This is a genomic window from Micromonospora sp. WMMD734, assembly GCF_049178975.1.
Classification (GTDB): domain Bacteria; phylum Actinomycetota; class Actinomycetes; order Mycobacteriales; family Micromonosporaceae; genus Micromonospora; species Micromonospora wenchangensis.
Genome location: NZ_JBMHMK010000001.1, coordinates 4658572 through 4674589, shown reverse-complemented (window position 1 = coordinate 4674589; position 16018 = coordinate 4658572). Strand labels below are relative to the sequence as shown.

The 16018-nt window shown below is 73.1% G+C and carries 14 protein-coding genes; 7 read left to right on the top strand and 7 right to left on the bottom strand.

All coding sequences use genetic code 11. The features are described from left to right. The first annotated feature begins 42 nt into the window (after positions 1-42). On the top strand, positions 43-822 hold the full coding sequence (locus ACN267_RS19860; protein ID WP_421489336.1) for a DUF4245 domain-containing protein: 780 nt from the start codon (positions 43-45) through the stop codon (positions 820-822). 183 nt (positions 823-1005) lie between these two features. Further along, positions 1006-1851 (top strand): hypothetical protein, encoded by an 846-nt coding sequence (locus ACN267_RS19855; RefSeq protein ID WP_204956451.1) that lies wholly within the window; start codon positions 1006-1008, stop codon positions 1849-1851. Between the two features lie 86 nt (positions 1852-1937). On the opposite strand, the gene ACN267_RS19850 is transcribed toward ACN267_RS19855, so the two are convergent. From ACN267_RS19850 to ACN267_RS19840, 3 genes are read right to left on the bottom strand one after another with little or no spacing between them, the layout of a single operon-like run. After that, the gene (locus ACN267_RS19850) at positions 1938-2852 is read right to left on the bottom strand and encodes a PLP-dependent cysteine synthase family protein (protein WP_204956452.1); all 915 of its coding nucleotides are present in this window, start codon (positions 2850-2852) and stop codon (positions 1938-1940) included. 1 nt (position 2853) lies between these two features. Continuing rightward, a complete protein-coding gene (locus ACN267_RS19845) occupies positions 2854-4257 on the bottom strand; it encodes an EamA family transporter (protein ID WP_204956453.1) in 1404 nt (467 codons plus the stop codon). Between the two features lie 12 nt (positions 4258-4269). After that, positions 4270-5331: a serine O-acetyltransferase gene (locus ACN267_RS19840; protein ID WP_204956454.1), complete on the bottom strand. Its 1062-nt coding sequence runs from the start codon at positions 5329-5331 to the stop codon at positions 4270-4272. A 219-nt stretch (positions 5332-5550) separates the two neighbouring features. Here ACN267_RS19840 and ACN267_RS19835 point away from each other — a divergent pair, with 219 nt between their 5' ends. Together ACN267_RS19835 and ACN267_RS19830 are read left to right on the top strand one after the other, a co-directional pair. Beyond that, positions 5551-6969 (top strand): PLP-dependent aminotransferase family protein, encoded by a 1419-nt coding sequence (locus ACN267_RS19835; protein WP_204956455.1) that lies wholly within the window; start codon positions 5551-5553, stop codon positions 6967-6969. Positions 6970-7008: 39 nt separating this feature from the next. Then, complete coding sequence (locus tag ACN267_RS19830) at positions 7009-7746, top strand: alanyl-tRNA editing protein (RefSeq protein ID WP_204956456.1); 738 nt, start codon at positions 7009-7011, stop codon at positions 7744-7746. A 7-nt stretch (positions 7747-7753) separates the two neighbouring features. On the opposite strand, the gene ACN267_RS19825 is transcribed toward ACN267_RS19830, so the two are convergent. After that, a complete protein-coding gene (locus tag ACN267_RS19825) occupies positions 7754-7966 on the bottom strand; it encodes an exodeoxyribonuclease VII small subunit (protein ID WP_204956457.1) in 213 nt (70 codons plus the stop codon). A 10-nt stretch (positions 7967-7976) separates the two neighbouring features. Then, on the bottom strand, positions 7977-9191 hold the full coding sequence (gene xseA / locus ACN267_RS19820; RefSeq protein ID WP_204956458.1) for an exodeoxyribonuclease VII large subunit: 1215 nt from the start codon (positions 9189-9191) through the stop codon (positions 7977-7979). A gap of 125 nt (positions 9192-9316) precedes the next feature. Here xseA and ACN267_RS19815 point away from each other — a divergent pair, with 125 nt between their 5' ends. Further along, positions 9317-10300 carry a 4-hydroxy-3-methylbut-2-enyl diphosphate reductase gene (locus tag ACN267_RS19815; RefSeq protein ID WP_204956459.1) on the top strand — a complete coding sequence of 328 codons (984 nt, stop codon included), beginning with the start codon at positions 9317-9319 and terminating at the stop codon, positions 10298-10300. 178 nt (positions 10301-10478) lie between these two features. Beyond that, a complete protein-coding gene (locus ACN267_RS19810) occupies positions 10479-10955 on the top strand; it encodes a hypothetical protein (protein ID WP_204956460.1) in 477 nt (158 codons plus the stop codon). 27 nt (positions 10956-10982) lie between these two features. On the opposite strand, the gene ACN267_RS19805 is transcribed toward ACN267_RS19810, so the two are convergent. Then, a complete protein-coding gene (locus tag ACN267_RS19805; RefSeq protein WP_281900499.1) occupies positions 10983-12128 on the bottom strand; it encodes a DNA recombination protein RmuC in 1146 nt (381 codons plus the stop codon). Positions 12129-12181: 53 nt separating this feature from the next. On the opposite strand from ACN267_RS19805, the gene ACN267_RS19800 reads away from it, so the two are divergent. Beyond that, complete coding sequence (locus tag ACN267_RS19800) at positions 12182-12982, top strand: hypothetical protein (RefSeq protein WP_281900497.1); 801 nt, start codon at positions 12182-12184, stop codon at positions 12980-12982. A 163-nt stretch (positions 12983-13145) separates the two neighbouring features. Here ACN267_RS19800 and ppc read toward each other — a convergent pair whose 3' ends face one another. Beyond that, the gene (gene ppc, locus ACN267_RS19795) at positions 13146-15932 is read right to left on the bottom strand and encodes a phosphoenolpyruvate carboxylase (protein WP_204956463.1); all 2787 of its coding nucleotides are present in this window, start codon (positions 15930-15932) and stop codon (positions 13146-13148) included. Between the last annotated feature and the right edge of the window lie 86 nt (positions 15933-16018).

The window sequence follows — 16018 nt, the reverse complement described above, 5'->3', positions numbered from 1 at the left end:
GTGCGCGGGTTCGCCCCACCGGGCGGCTGCGAGAATGGGCCGGTGGAAGCCGCCCAGCCCGCCGACCGCGTACCCGCCGACCCGACCCCGCCGGACGGCCGGCCGCCCGTGCCCCCGGCCGCCGCCGACGCACCCACCGGGTCCGCGCCCGGCGGCGGCGCGGCCACGACGGCCGGCGGCGGGCCCGAGCCGGCCCTCGTCGGCGGCGACCCGGAGCCGGTGCCCGTCGCCGGGGACCCCGGGCCGACGCCGGTCGCCGGGGACGGGTCGCCGGGCCGGGCGGCGACGGTACGCCCCGGACGCCCGGAGCGGCCCCGCTCCGAGCGCTCACCCAAGGACATGGCCCTGTCGCTGCTGGTGCTGCTGGTGCCGATCGCCCTGCTGCTCGCCTTCTACCGGGGCTTCCTCGGCGGCGAGCAGCCCACCACGGTCGACGCCGCCCCCGCCTACGAGCAGGCCCGCGCGGCGAACGTCTTCCCCGTCACCGAGCCGTCCGGGCTCGGTGACGGCTGGCGTACGGTCAGCGCCAGCTTCCGTACCGTCGACGACGGCGCGAACCTGCGGGTGGGGTATCTCACCCCGGAGGGGCGGGGCGCCCAGCTGGTGCAGAGCAACGTGCCGCCGCAGCGGCTGATCCCCGCCGAGCTGACCGCCGAGGGTCAGCCGCAGGGGCCGGCCGACCTGGGCGGGGCGAACTGGCAGCGGTACACCGGGCGGGGCAACGAGCAGGCCCTGGTGCTCCTCGAACCGGGCCGTACGGTGATCGTGGTGGGCGACGCCCGCGACAACGAGCTGCGTGAGCTGGCCGGCGCGCTGCGCTGACCGGCGGCGCGGGTGGACCGTGCCGAGGGGGATTGCGGAAGGCGACGTCCGGGAACAGAAGGGACACGACCCCGGGCCGGCCCGACCGGGCGGGGACCGTGCGCCGCGCGGGAAGTGTCACGCCCGCGCCGGCACGCCCCCGGTGCCCGCCGGGGGTCGGACGACCCGACTGGAGAACCTGACGTGACCATTCGACGTTTCAGTACGGCGGTCTTCGCCGCAGCGCTGCTCACCCCCGGCCTGGCCGCCTGCAACAACTCCGGCACCGGCGAGGCGGGGACGTCCGCGTCCCCGTCGGTCTCCGGCAGCGTCGCCCCGGGCAGCGCCTCGCCCGGCACCTCCGAGGCCAAGCAGGCCCTGCTGAACTCCACCAACGAGATCCGCAACGGCAACTTCCGGTTCACCATGAGCGGGGTGGGGTCGACCGCCGAGGGGCAGGTGCACCAGCCCAGCCAGAGCGCCCAGATGAAGCTGAGCATCGGTGACGCGTCTTCGGACCTGATGATGAACCTGGACCTGATCCACGCCAAGCCGGACAGCTGGGTCAAGCTCGACCTGGGCGGCAAGTCCGCCAGCAGCATCCCCGGCGCGCAGAAGCTCAACCTCGGCAAGTACCAGCACCTCGACCAGACCCGGATCAAGGGCAACAAGTCCCTCGGGTTCGACTTCGAGAAGCTCGACCCGGCCGGCAGCGCCGTGCTGACCCAGGGCATCACCGAGGTCCGGCAGACCGGCGAGGGCAGCTACGCCGGCACCCTGGACGTGTCGAAGGCCGCCGAGGCCGGTTCCGTCGACCAGACGCTGATCAGCGCCCTGGGCGCGCAGGCGCAGTCGGTGCCGTTCACCGCGAAGCTCGACCCGCAGGGCCGGCTCAGCGAGCTGGTGCTCCAGATCCCGGCCGCCGGCCAGAGCGCCGCGCAGGACATCAAGATCACTTACTCGGACTACGGCAACGCCACCGCCGCCCAGAAGCCCGCCGCCGACCAGGTGGTCGAGGCGCCGCAGGAGTTCTACAACCTGTTCAGCTGAGCCGGCGCACCGACGGCGGGGCGGCCCCCGGGCCACCCCGCCGTCGTCGTGTCCGCCCCGCCCGGCAGGCTGCGGTCAACCCCGGCTCAGAGCAGTTCCAGGTAGTCGTTGACCCGGTCGTAGGCCACCGTCAGCAGGGTCAGCGGCTCGGGCGAGGCGGCCAGCAGCCGGCGGCACGCGGCGATGTTCGCGCCGGTCGACGGCCCCGCGCCGATGCCCTCGGACGCCATCAGCCGGCGCATCCCGTCGATCGCGTCCGCCTCGCTCACCGTGACCATCTCGTCGATGATCTCGGTGTTGAGCACCGGCGGGATCATGCCGATGGACAGCCCCTGGATGCGGTGCGGGACGAACACGTCGGCGAACATGTCGCACCCCTCCGGCTGCACGCCGAGGATGCGCAACCCGCCCTGGTGCTGCCGGAGCACCTCGCCGATGCCGGTCAGGTGACCGCCGGTGCCGATGCCGGCCACGTAGCAGTCCACCTGGGTGCCGTCCAGGTCGGCGATGATCTCGCGGACGGTGGTCAGCCGGTGGATCTCCGGGTTGGCCGGGTTGGCCGCCTGGTTGAGCATCACGTACTCGGGGTGCTCGAACTGGATCTCGGTGGCCAGCTCGCCGTGCGAGTTGTTGCCCCGGGTGCTGTCCGAGAGCCGCACCTCCACCCCGAAGCTGGCCAGCAGGCGACGCTTCGACTCGCTGTAGTTGTCCGGGATGACCAGCACCACCCGGTAACCGAGCACGGCGGCGGCGATCGCGATCCCCATCCCGGTGTTGCCGCCGGTGGGCTCCAGGATGGTCTGCCCGGAGCCCGGCTTGAGCAGGCCGTCCCGCTCCGCCGCCCGGATCATGTTCAACGCGATGCGCATCTTGTGGCTGCCGCCCGGGTTGTTCAGCTCCAACTTGAGCAGGATCTCCCCGGGCAGGTCGGCGGTGAGCCGGCTGAGCCGCACCAGCGGGGTGCCCCCCACGGTGTCCAGGATCGAGTCACGGATGCCCATCTCAGCCCACCTCCGCCGTCCGCCGCTGCGGGCCGGGCAGGAAACGCAGCTCGGTGTAGTCCCCGTCGACGCACCGGAACAACCGGGCCTCCCGGACACCGGTGTCGTCGATGCCGACCACCAACTGCGTAAGCGTCGGATAGAGCGGCACCCCGTCGACCAGGGCGTTGCGCCGGTCCTCGTCGCTGAAGTAGGCCCGCCCGTTGGGATGCGAGTGGTAGAGCACCACCACCGGGTCGTCCACGTCGAGGTTGTCCTCCAGGTACATCAGGTCGGCCGGGGCCAGCACGTAGCCGGTGGCGGCGGTACGCGGGAACCGGGCCGGGTCCTTGCGGTGCATCTCGTCGGCCATGTTGCGGGCCTCGTGCACCCGTCCGCTGGCGTGCACGAAACCGCACGCCTCGCCCGGGTAGGCGACCCGGGCGTGCTCGTAGATCGTGTCGAGGGCGGACCCGTCGAGCGCCGCCCCGTCGTCCGGGGTCACCGGTGCGGGCGTCGCCGCCGACCCACCCCCGGTGGCCTTCTTGGTCAGCCCGAACGCGGCCAGCATGACCACCGCGAGGACCACCGCCAGGGCCGGCAGCGTGGCGTTCTCCAACAGCGCCGACCCGAACAGCGCCACCACCGGGAAGAGCACGAAGACGTACGACACCAGGACCGCGTCGACGTGCTGGAGCAGGTAGAAGTAGGCGGCGAAGCCGATCACCGAGCCGACCAGGCCGAGGTAGAGCACCCCGGTGAGGGACCGGCCGGAGATCGCGCCCAGGTCGGGCCGCTCGACGAACGCCCCGAGCACCACCAGCCCCACCGCGCCGAGCCCGATCGGCAGGGTCTCCTGGGTGAGCACGTGCACCGTGCCGCCGTAGCGGGCCATCACCGCGTACGTCAGGGCGTGCATGACCGCGGCGAGCAGCACGGCGGCCGGGGCGAGCAAGCCCCGGGCGCTGATCCCGGCGGTGAGCTGGACGATGCCGACCAGGCAGCCGAGCCCGACCACCACGCCGGCCCACTGCGTCCAGCTCACCGCGATCCGCGAGATCAGCACCGAGAAGAGCAGCAGGAAGACCACGACCGACGAGAAGATCAACGCTGCCAGGCCGGAGCTGATGTGCTGCTCGCCGTAGTTGATCAGTGCGTACGGGACGGCGATGTAGACCACCGCGATGAACGGCACCACCCAGCGCCGGCCCGGCGGCGGTAGCAGCGACACCCCGGGCGTGGCGAGGCAGACGGCGAGCAGGAACGGGAAGGCCACCAGGAAGCGCAGCCCGGCCGCGGTGATCGGCGGCAGCGTCTCCACGCTCATCTTCATGCCGTACCAGGTGGTGCCCCAGATCAGGCACACCAGTAGGTAGAGCAGCCCGAGCTGCCAGCGGCCGGCGCGGGGACCGGTGTGGTTCGTCATGTCATCTCCTGGTCACGCGAAGCCGAACTCGTCGAGCGCCCGCCAGAGTTGCTGGAGGTTGTAGAGGACCGTCTCGTTCCCGCAGGTGTCGATGATCCGCAGTCGTTCGTCGGTGCCGGGACGGTTCACCGCGCACCGGACCCGCCGGTCGTCGCGTTCGAGCACCACCACCGGCCGGTGCTGGCCGGTGCTGGTCACCAGGTCCACCTCGATCGAGGCGAGGCCGGTGCCGTGCACCTCGACCACACCCTCGCAGACCGGTACGACGCCGAAGACCCGGACGTTGCACTCGCCGGAGGTGCCCTGGTACTGGTTGAGCAGCCGGACCCGGCGGTGGCTCGGCACGTCGTTGGTGACGATGATCCCGGGCCCGATCAGCACGTCGTCGCCGACCGTCACCGCGCCGAGGATGCGGGCGAACGCGCCCACCTCGACCCGGTCGCCGAGCCGGGGGTGCCGTCGGCCGCTGGGGTTGTCGGCGATACCCCGCGCGCCGAGCACGACCCCCTGGAGGATGTACGCGTCGTCGCCGATCTCGGTGGTCTCGCCGACCACCGTGCCGAGCCCGTGGTCGATGACCAGTCGCCGCCCGATGCTGGCAGCCGGGTGGATCTCCACGCCGGTACGGACCTTGGCGGCCTCGGAGACCCGGCGGGCCAGGGCGAGCCGGACGTCCGGGCCCAGCGGGGTGTCCTCGGCCCGGTGGACCGCGTGCGCCACCCGGTAGGCGAGGGTCGCCCGGTAGGCGACGTAGCTGTCCCAGACGTACTGCCACGAGTTGCCGGCGGCCGGATCCCGGCGGGCCAGCGCCAGCAGATCCTCCGTGGCGAGCTCGCAGATGGCGCGCAGCCGCTGCGGGGTCAGCAGCGTCTGGGTCACCGCCGAGGACGCCTCGGCCTCGACGAGGCGGACGACCTCCGTGCGCAGCAGCGGCAGCAGGGCCTCGGTCGACGCCGGATCGGCCGGCGGCGGTGTGCCGCCGGAAGAGGTGGCCGGTCCGGACGCGGCGCGGGGGGCCGGTATGCGCTGCCCCGTGCCGTTCGAGCCCGCAGTTGCGTGCAGCGACGACTCCATGCGGCTCCCGCTCCCCGTTCTGCCTGGAACCGTCTCCTTCGGCGGCTCAAGTGAGGTGACACTCGGTGCGGCGTCACGCCTCGGAAGCGGACCAGGCCGCAGGGCGGGCGGGTGCGGTGCCAGATCGTAGTCACAGCCCCCCGCTAACGTGACGATGGACTATTGCTCAAGTCAGTGGCTGAGGGAAATAGCCAATCCTCAGTCCATTGGGGGGAGAGCATGAACGCGGAAGAGTTGGCCGCTCAGCTCGGTACGTGGAAGAACGACCAGACCCGGCTCTACCGCGGGCTGGCCGAGCAGCTGCGGCTGCTGATCCGGCTCGGATCGCTGCCCCCGGGCAGTGAACTGCCCCCGGAACGCCGGCTCGCCGTGGCGCTGGCCGTCAGCCGGACGACCATCGCCCAGGCGTACAGCTCGCTCAAGGAGGAGGGCTGGCTGGTCAGCCTCCAGGGCAGCGGGACCCGGGTGGCGCACGCCCAGCCCGCCGTCGCGCCCCCCTCCGACTACGGTGCGGCGGCGAGCGGCTTCATCGCCGACGTCGTCCGTGACCGGGTGCGTACCGTCGACCTGACGGTCCCGTCGCCCCCGCCCGGCCCGTGGCTGATGGCGGCGATGTCCCGGCTGCCCGCCCTGGCCGCCGCCGCGCTGCCCGGCCGGGTGTACGAGCCGGCCGGCTATCCCGCGCTGCGGGACCGGATCGCCGGCAAGCTGACTGCCGACGGCCGGGTCACCGCCGCCGAAGAGGTGATCGTCACCAACGGCGCGACCCAGGCGTTGTCCCTGTTGGCGGGGGTGCTGACCCGGCGGGGCGACACCGTGTTGGTCGAGGAGCTGACCTGCCCGACGGTGCTGGCGTCGCTGCGTACCGCCGGGTTGCGGCTGGTCGTCGTGCCGATCGAGCGGGAGGGCGCCGACCCGCAGGCGGTCGAGGCGGCGGTCCGCCGGTACGAACCCTCCTTCATTTACGTCATCCCGACATACCACAACCCGACCGGGTGGACGATGACCGAACGTCGGCGTGCGGCACTCGCCTCCATCGCCCGCCGGTACGGGGTGCCGCTGGTCGAGGACCTCACCCTCGCCGACACCCGGATCGACGGTCCGGTCCCGCCGCCCCCGATCGGCGCGTACGCCCCCGGCGGGCAGATATACACCGTCGGCAGCCTCAGCAAGGTCTGCTGGCCGGGGCTGCGGATCGGCTGGCTGGTCGGCCCCCGCCGCGAGCTGCAACGGATCGTGCACCTGCGGGCCATGTACGACCTGGGCTGCCCGCTGCCCACCCAACTGCTCGCCGTCGAGCTCCTCGACGACCTGCCGCAGATCCGCCTCGACCGGCAGCGGGAACTGCTCGGCCGCCGCGACACCCTGCTCGCCGCGCTCGCCGAACACCTGCCGCAGTGGCGGTACGAGTCACCCCACGGCGGGCTCAGCGTCTGGTGCGCCACCCCCCGGCCACTGCAACAGTTCAACCACGTCGCCCAGCACCACGGCATGCAGCTGATGCTCGGTTCGCACTTCGCCGTGGGGGCACGCTCCTACCTGGACCACGTCCGGCTGCCCTTCACCCTCGACGAGGCGGAGCTGACCGAGGTGGTCAGGCGGCTGGCCGGCTACTGGGCCGAGGCCGGGCGTGGCTAGTCTCACGGTGCGCGACGATCGGTAGTACGCTGCGCCCCCATGGGCATCTCCCACCACGGACGCACCGAGCGTCTCGACCTCGCCGACCCGTCCCTGCGCGAGTGGACCTGCCGAGTCGTGCACGTCGATCCCGAACGTGGCATCGTGCTGGACCGCTCCGCCTTCTACCCCGGTGGCGGCGGCCAGCCGCCGGACCACGGCGTGCTGCTGTGGCAGGGGGTGCAGACCCGGATCGTCGGCACCCACAAGGGTGACGACCTCTACCTGATCCCCGCCGAGGGCGACCCGACGCCGCCGGTCGGGGCCGAGGTCCGGGGCGCGATCGAGGACGAACGCCGGTTCACCCTGATGCGCACCCACTCCGGGCTGCACGTGCTCTGCGGCGTGGTGTTCCGCGACTTCGGCGCGCTGGTGACCGGCGGCAACATGGAGCCGGGCGAGGCCCGGATGGACTTCAACCTGCCGCAGCCCCCGGAGGGCTTCAAGGGCCTGCTCGAAGAGGCGGTCAACAAGGAACTCGCCACCGACCGGCGGGTCTCCGTCCGGGTGCTGCCCCGCGACGAGGCGCTGGCCATCCCGGACATCGTCCGCACCCAGACCAACCTCATCCCGCCGGACGAGCAGGAGGTCCGGATCGTCGACATCGAGGGTCTCGACGTGCAGGCCGACGGCGGCACCCACGTCGCGTCCATCGGGCAGGTCGGGCGGATCCAGGTGGTCAAGGTGGAGAGCAAGGGCAAGCAGAACCGCCGGGTCCGCATCCGCCTGGTCAGCTGACCCCGGTTCAGGCGTCGGCGGAGGACCGCGCGGCGTCGATCCGGGCACGGGCACCGTCGAGGGAGCGTTGGCAGGCGGCGGCGAGCCGCTCGCCACGCTCCCACAGCGCCAGTGACTCCTCCAGCGACGTGCCGCCGGCCTCCAACCGCTCCACCACCTGGGCCAGCTCGGAGCGGGCCTGCTCGTAGCTGAGCTGCTCGTCGGGTTTCCGGTCGCTCATCTCGTCCTCCTCATCGCTCGACGGTCGCGGTCAGCTCGCCCTCGGCCAGGCGTATCCGCAGCGGGTCGCCCGCGGCCACCTCGCCGGCCGCCCGGACCACGTGTCCGTCGGCCCGCTGCACGATGGCGTAGCCCCGGTCGAGGGTGGCGGCGGGGGAGAGCCCCCGCAGCCGGGCCAGGGTGTGCCGCAGGTCGGCGCTGGCCGCGTCCAGCCGGTGGTCGAGGGTGCGGCCGGCCCGGTCCCGCAACGCGGATACCTCGGCCGCGCGCTGCTCGACCATCACCTGCGGGCGGGCCAGCACCGGCCGGGACCGCAGCAGGGTCAGCCGGTGCGACTCCCGGTCGACCAGGTTGCGGACCGCCCGCTCCAGCCGGGAACGGGCCTGCCCGATCAGCCGTACCTCGTCGGCCAGGTCGGGCACGACCCGCTTGGCGGCGTCCGTCGGGGTGGACGCGCGGACGTCGGCCACGTAGTCGACAAGCGGAGCGTCCGTCTCGTGGCCGATCGCGCTCACCACCGGGGTACGACAGGCGAAGACCGCCCGGCACAGCGCCTCGTCGGAGAAGGGCAGCAGATCCTCGATGCCACCGCCACCCCGGGCCAGGATGATCACGTCAATGGTCTCGTCGGCGTCGAGGACCCGCAGCGCGTCGACGATCTGCGACACCGCGCCCGGCCCCTGCACCGCCACGTTGACCGTGCGGAACTCCACCGCCGGCCAGCGCCGCCGGGCATTGGTCAACACGTCCCGCTCGGCCGCCGACGCCCGACCGGTGACCAGGCCGATCCGCTGCGGCAGGAACGGCGGCCGGCGCTTGCGGGCCCGGTCGAACAGCCCCTCGGCGGCGAGCAGCTTCTTGAGTTTCTCCAGCCGGGCCAGCAGCTCACCGAGCCCCACCTGGCGGATCTCGTCGGCGCGCAGGCTGAGCGTGCCCCGCGCCGCGTAGAACTCCGGCTTGGCGTGCAGCACCACCCGGGCGCCCTCGCGCAGCTCCGGCGCGCCCGAGTCGAGGACGTCCCGGTTGGTGGTGACGGTGAGGCTGAGGTCGGCCGACGGGTCGCGCAGGGTCAGGAAGACCGTGCCGGCCCCCGGCCGGCGGCTGATCTGCGCCACCTGCCCGTCGACCCAGACCCAGCCGAGCTTGGCGATCCACGCGCCGACCTTCTGGCTGACCACCCGGACCGGCCAGGGTTCCTCGGGGGTGCTGCGCGGGGCGTCGGTCACCCGCCCACCCTACGGTCCGCCTCCGACGACCCGCCGCTGCCGGGCCGCCCGCCGCGACCCGTACCCCCGCTGTGGTACGGGTCGCAGCTCCTGCCGGGGGAGATGTCGACACGTACGATGGTCGGGTGACCGAGGCTGAGGCGACCCCCAAGACCGGCAAGCGCGTGCTCCTGGCCAAGCCCCGCGGCTACTGCGCCGGGGTGGACCGGGCGGTGCAGACCGTCGAGGAGGCGCTGAAGCTCTACGGTGCGCCGATCTACGTCCGCAAGCAGATCGTGCACAACAAACACGTGGTGCAGACCCTGGAGGCGCGGGGCGCGATCTTCGTGGAGGAGAACGAGGAGGTGCCCGAGGGCGCCACCGTCATCTTCTCCGCGCACGGCGTCGCCCCCGAGGTCTACGAGCAGGCCAGGGCCCGGTCGCTGCGGGCGATCGACGCGACCTGCCCGTTGGTGACCAAGGTGCACCAGGAGGCCAAGCGGTTCGCCGCCGAGGACTACGACATCCTGCTGATCGGTCACGAGGGGCACGAGGAGGTCATCGGCACCGCCGGGGAGGCCCCCGCCCACATCCAACTCGTCGACGGCCCCGACGACGTCGACCGGATCACCGTGCGTGACCCGAACAAGGTCGTCTGGCTCTCCCAGACCACGCTGTCGGTGGACGAGACGCTGGAGACGGTGGCCCGGCTCAAGACCCGGCTGCCGCTGCTCCAGTCGCCGCCCAGCGACGACATCTGCTACGCCACCTCCAACCGGCAGCACGTGGTCAAGGAGATCGCCCCCGACTGCGACGTGGTGATCGTGGTCGGCTCGCGCAACTCGTCCAACTCGGTACGCCTGGTCGAGGTGGCCCTGGACGCCGGGGCCCGCGCCGGGCACCTGGTCGACTTCGCCCACGAGATCGACGACGCCTGGCTGGCCGACGCCCGGACGGTGGGCCTGACCTCCGGCGCGAGCGTGCCCGACGAGTTGGTCCACGAGGTGCTGGCCCACCTGGCCGAGCGGGGCTTCACCGATGTCGACGAGGTGGTCACCGCCAACGAGCGGCTGACCTTCTCGCTGCCGCAGGAACTCAAGCGTGACATGAAGGCCGCCGCGCGCGGCTGACCACGGGCCGGCTGCGGCGGGGTCGAGCCGGCACGGAAGCCTCGCGCCGCCCCAGGCACCGGGTGGCGCGCCGATCGTGGGTCGGCGTGCTCGTCGGCGGCCTGCCGGCACCGGTGTCCGTCGTCGGGGGGTTCCCGGCGGACGGAACGGATCACGGGAGGGGTACGTCCCAGTGGGTATGAGAACTCCTCGGATGGCGGTCGTCGTGCTGCTGGCCGCCGGTGTGGCGCTCGCCGCCTGTGGCGACGGTGCCGACGTCACCGGCCCGCCGGCCACGCCGACCAGTTCCCCCACCCTCACGGTCACCCCGACGGACCCGGTCACCCCGACGGGGACCGTGCCGCCGTCCGCGCCGTCGGCCTCGGTGGCCCCGTCCGCGCCGCCGGCCGGGTCGGTGCCGCCCGGCGGGCTGAAGCCGCCGCCCGGCGGCCCACGGCTGCCGCCCGGTCCGGGTGCGACGGAGCTGACCGGCACCGTCGAGGCGGGCGTCGAGCCGGGGTGCCTGCTGCTCGACGGCCACCAGTTGGTAGGCGGCCCCACCGACGTGCTCGTGAAGGGCGCCCGGGTCACCGTCACCGGCCGGGCCCAACCCGACCTGATGAGCACCTGCCAGCAGGGCGTCCCGTTCCTGGTGGAATCGGCCCGCCGCTCCTGACCCGTCCCGCCCGTGTGCCCGTCCGGGTCAGGGGCGGTCGTCGAGGAGTTCGGGGGCCTGGGGTTGGCGGGGGGTCAGCTCGACCTGGGCCGGGACGGTCAGTTCCTGGTCGGAGACGCCCAGCTCGGCCAGTTTGCGTGCGCTGACCAGGACCCGGGCCTCCAGCGAACCGACCGCCCGGTTGTACGCCGTCACCGCGCCACCGAGCGAGCTGCCGAGCTTGCCGACGTGCTCGCCCAGGGTGGACAGTCGGCCGTACAGCTCGCGGGCCAGCGCGTGCACCGCCACCGCGTTACGGGCCAGCGCCTCCTGCCGCCACGAGTACGCCACCGTGCGCAGCAGCGCGACCAGGGTGGCCGGGGTGGCGAGCACCACGTTGCGGGCGAACGCGTGCTCCAGCAGCGTCGGGTCGCGCTGCAACGCCACGTCCAGGAACGGGTCGGCCGGGACGAACAGCACCACGAACTCCGGGCTGTCGTCGAACGCCGCCCAGTAGGTCTTCGCGGCCAGCGCGTCGACATGCCCACGCAGGTGTTTGGCGTGCCGGTCGAGGTGGGTGTCCCGGCTGCGCTCGTCGCGTGCCTCCATCGCCGTCAGGTAGGCGTCGAAGGGCGCCTTGGCGTCCACCACCACCGTGCGCCCGCCGTGCAGCCGGACCACCAGGTCGGGGCGGACCCCCTGGTGGTCGGTGGCGGCGGTGACCTGCTCGCTGAAGTCGCAGTGTTCCAGCATGCCGGCCGCCTCGACGATCCGGCGGAGCTGGTGCTCGCCCCAGCGTCCGCGTACCTGCGGGGCGCGCAGCGCGGCGACCAGCTGCTTGGTCTCGGTGCGCAGCTCGCTGGAGACGGCACCCATCGAGCGGACCTGTTCGCGCAGCTCGGCGTAGGCGTCGACGCGGTCGCGTTCCAGCTCGCCGACCCGGGTCTCGTAGCGGCGCAGGGTGTCGTGCAGCGGGGCGACCGCGCGGGCCACCGCCTCCTGGGACTGGGCGGTGGCCTCGTAGCTCAGCGCCCGCATCGACTGCTCCAGCCGGCCCTCGCCCTCCCGGGTGGCGGCGAGGGTGGCCTCCAGCCGGGCGATCTCGGTGGCCGACCGGGAGCGGGCGGCGTACCAGCCGACCGCCCCGCCGGCGGCGAGGCAGACCACCACCACGGCCAGCGTCGAGAAGTCCATCACCAGAGCTTGCCAAACGGGTACGACTCGACGCCCCCGGGTACGTTCGGAGAATGGAATTTCTGCTCGTGCTCATCCTGGTCGCCATGCTGGCCGGTGGTTTCGTCTGGTGGCGGCGGGAGAAGGCGGCCCGGGAGGCGCGCAGCCTCGCCGACGTACGCGCCGACGCCCAACGCTGGTACGAACGCCTCGGTGGCCAGGTGATGAACCTGCACGGCGACGACCCGGCGGTACGCCAGGCGCTGGTCGACGCGGGTGAGCGGTACAACGCGGCGGGCAGCCAGTTGGAGCAGGCCCGTACGGTGCACCAGTTCCGGCTGGCCCGGGAGACCGCGTTGGAGGGGCTCGCCTACGCGCGGGCGGCCCGGGTGGCGCTCGGCCTGGACCCGGGCCCGGAGCTGCCCCCGCTGGCCGCCGCGCAGGGGGCCGGGGAGATCACCCGGGAGCGTCAGGTGGACGTGCAGGGGCAGACGTTCAGGGCCGGCCCGCAGCCCGGCCGGGATACCCCGTACTACTACCCGGGCGGCCGTTACCAGGGCCGGCCGGTGCCGGCCGGCTGGTACTCGACGCCGTGGTGGAAGACCGCGCTGGGGGCGGGCGTCGGTGTGGTCGGCGGGATGCTGATCGCCGACGCACTCTTCTCGCCGGCCTTCGCCGACCCGGGCTACGACGCCGGCTACCAGGAGGGTTTCGGCGACGGCACCGACTTCGGCGGTGATTTCGGCAGCGCCGGGGACGTCGGCGGCGGCGACTTCGGCACTGCCGGTGACTTCGGCGGGGGTGACTTCGGCGGCGGCGGGTTCGGGGGCGGCGACTTCGGCGGTGGCGACTTCGGCGGTGGCGGCGACTTCTGACGCCGGGGCCGCCGTCGTGGCGTCCGACCGGTCCCCACCCGCCGCGCACCCAACGTGCTTCCGGGCAGGCCCGGACGGGTCCCGGGCAGGCCCGGATGTGCTCCGGCGGCCGGTGCGGAGCGGGCCCCTGCGGTAGCCGAGGCGTCGGCAGGGGCCCGGCGCGTCAGCCGGTGTTGCGCATCCCGGCGGCGATGCCGTTGACCGTGGTGAGCAGGGCGCGCTCCAGGGCCGTACCGTCGCTGGGGGCGCGCCGGCCGCCCGGCGCGGTGATCACCGCACGACCGGCGGCGCCGGAGTCCCGGTACTGCCGCAGCAGCGCCACCTGGAGGTGGTGCAGCGGCTCCAGGTAGGTGTCGCGCACCGCCAGGGTGCGCTGGAGCACCGGCGAGTTCTCCAGCAGGGCCGGCGACGAGGTGACCGCCAGCACCTCCTGCTTGGTCAGCTCGTACTCCTGCTGGATCTTGTCGAAGATCGGGTGCAGTTCCTCGGGGACCAGCGTCTCGACGTACCGGCGGGCGATGCTCAGGTCGGTCTTGGTCAGCATCATCTCCACGTTGGACAGGAACGTGCGGAAGAAGTGCCAGTTGCGGTGCATCTCGGCCAGCACGTCCTCCAGCCCGGCGGCGCGGGCGGCGGCGAGGCCGGAACCGACCCCGAACCAGCCGGGCACGATCTGCCGGGTCTGCGTCCAGCCGAATACCCACGGGATTGCCCGCAGCCCGCCCAGGCCGGCCCCGGTGTTCGGCCGCTTCGCCGGCCGGGAGCCGATGTTCAGCGCGCCGAGCAGCTCCGTCGGCGTGGACGCCCAGAAGTACGCCGGCAGGTCCGGGTCCTCCACCAGGCCCCGGTACGACCGGAAGGCCGACTCGGAGACCACGTCCATCGCCGCGTCCCAGCGTTCCAACTGCTCGGCGGGCTGCCGGGGGGCGGTGTGCAGCAGCGTCGCCTGGAGCACCGCGGCCACGGTCAGCTCCAGGTTCTCCCGGGCCAGCGCCGGCAGGGTGTACTTGTCGGAGATGACCTCACCCTGCTCGGTCACCTTGATCGCGCCGTCCAGGGTGCCGTACGGCTGGGCCAGGATCGCCTCGTGGGTGGGGCCGCCGCCGCGCCCGACGGTGCCGCCCCGGCCGTGGAACAACCGCAGGTGCACGCCGTGCTGGGCGGCCACGTCCCGCAGCGCCCGCTGGGCCCGGTGGATGGACCACTGGCTGGTGGTGATGCCGGCCTCCTTGTTGGAGTCGGAGTAGCCCAGCATCACCTCCTGCACGTCGCCCCGGGCCGCGACCAGCGCCCGGTAGGCCGGCAGGGAGAGCAGTTCGTTGAGCATCTCGCCGCCGGCGTTCAGCTCGGCCGGGGTCTCCAGCAGCGGGACGAAGCCGATCCGGGCCCGCCCGGTGTGCACGTCGACCAGGCCGGCCTCCCGGGCCAGCACCACCGCCGCGAGCACGTCGTCCACACCCAGGGTCATCGAGATGATGTACGACTCGATGACCTCGCCGCCGAACCGGTCCTGCGCCTCGCGGATCGTCCCGAACACGTCGAACGTCTTGCGCGCCCCCTCGGTCAACGGGGTGTCCAGGGCGGACAGCGGCCGACGGCCGGTCAGCTCGTCGGCGAGCAGCTTGGTGCGCTCCAGCCGGGTCAGCGACGGGTAGTCCGACACCTCGCCGACCGCCGCGTAGAGCTGGGTGAGTACCTCGTGGTGCTTCTCGGCGTGTTCCCGGACGTCCATGGTGGCCAGGTGCAGCCCGAACGCGGAGACGGTACGGATGGTGGAGGCGAGCCGGCCGACGGCGGTGAGCTGCCCGGAGTTGCGGGCCAGGGAGGCGCGCAGCAGCTCCAGGTCGGCGATCAGCTCGCCGGAGCCCTGGTAGTCCCGGCCCGGCACGTGCGGGGTGCCGGCGCGCAGCCGCTCCCGGGTGTTGGCCAGCTTCGCCTTCACGCAGCGGGCCTTGAGCCGGTAGGGCTCCTCGGCGTTGACCCGGCGGAACCGGGGGGCCACCTCGGGCAGCGCGTCCAGGTCGGCGGCGAGACTGGCCGACAGGTCCAGCGACACGGCGCGCAGCCGGCGGGAGACGGAGACCTCGTTGACCAGGTGCTCCATCGCCGCCTCGGTGGCCGCGATGCCGTGCTCGTGCTGGATGCGCAGCACCTCCCGGGTGACCACGGGGGTGACGAACGGGTTGCCGTCCCGGTCGCCGCCGATCCAGGTGCCGAAGGTCAGCGGGCGCGACGTCGGCGAGGTCTCCACGCCGAGGGTGCGCAGCGTGTCGGCCAGGTCGTCGAGCACCTGCGGGGCGGCCTCGGCGTACAGGTCGCGCAGGTAGTAGATGGCGTTGCGGGCCTCGTCGGTCGGGTCGGGCCGGTCGAGGCGCAGCTCGTCGGTCTGCCACATCAGGTCGAGCAGTTCGGCGAGGCGGCGGTTGGCCGGGGCCTCGTCGCTGGCGCCGTAGAGGATGGCGTTGGCGGTCTCGGCGTCCAGCTCGTCGGCGATGGCGCGCAGCTTGGACAGGATCGACCGGCGGGCCGCCTCGGTGGGGTGGGCGGTGAAGACGGGGCGTACCGCGAGGCGGCGGGCGGCGGCGGCGATCTCCTCGGCCGGCACCCCGCGCTCGGCGATCATCTTGGCCGCCTGGTCCAGCCAGCCGCCCTGGATCGCCCGGCGGCGCCGCAGGTCGCGGGCCCGGTGCACCTGCTCGGTGATGTTGGCCAGGTGGAAGTAGGTGGAGAAGGCGCGGGCCAGCTTGGTGCCGGTGGACACGTCGAGCCCGCCGAGGCGCTGCGCGGCGGCCGGGGCGTCGGAGCGGACCTGGGCGCGGATCTCCTCGACCAGGTCGAGCAGCGGTCGCCCCTCCTGCCGGGCCAGGGTCTGGCCGAGCAGGGTGCCGAGCCGACGGATGTCGGCCCGCAGTGCGGCGTCGGGCCCGTCGTGATCATGCTGGTCGGTCACCGTGCGCTCCTTACGTGAGTACGAAGGACAGCGCTGTCCGACTCCCTGGATGGTATCTGCGTGGCCCGGTCCGGGAGGAAGGGGTT

What these genes read in the sequence shown, in the direction of transcription:
- ACN267_RS19850 (WP_204956452.1), bottom strand. Translation starts at nt 2,852, where the DNA reads ATGGGCATCCGTGACTCGATCCTGGACACCGTGGGGGGCACCCCGCTG.
- ACN267_RS19845 (WP_204956453.1), bottom strand. Translation starts at nt 4,257, where the DNA reads ATGACGAACCACACCGGTCCCCGCGCCGGCCGCTGGCAGCTCGGGCTG.
- ACN267_RS19840 (WP_204956454.1), bottom strand. Translation starts at nt 5,331, where the DNA reads ATGGAGTCGTCGCTGCACGCAACTGCGGGCTCGAACGGCACGGGGCAG.
- ACN267_RS19835 (WP_204956455.1), top strand. Translation starts at nt 5,551, where the DNA reads ATGAACGCGGAAGAGTTGGCCGCTCAGCTCGGTACGTGGAAGAACGAC.
- ACN267_RS19830 (WP_204956456.1), top strand. Translation starts at nt 7,009, where the DNA reads ATGGGCATCTCCCACCACGGACGCACCGAGCGTCTCGACCTCGCCGAC.
- ACN267_RS19825 (WP_204956457.1), bottom strand. Translation starts at nt 7,966, where the DNA reads ATGAGCGACCGGAAACCCGACGAGCAGCTCAGCTACGAGCAGGCCCGC.
- ACN267_RS19810 (WP_204956460.1), top strand. Translation starts at nt 10,479, where the DNA reads ATGAGAACTCCTCGGATGGCGGTCGTCGTGCTGCTGGCCGCCGGTGTG.
- ACN267_RS19805 (WP_281900499.1), bottom strand. Translation starts at nt 12,128, where the DNA reads ATGGACTTCTCGACGCTGGCCGTGGTGGTGGTCTGCCTCGCCGCCGGC.
- ACN267_RS19800 (WP_281900497.1), top strand. Translation starts at nt 12,182, where the DNA reads ATGGAATTTCTGCTCGTGCTCATCCTGGTCGCCATGCTGGCCGGTGGT.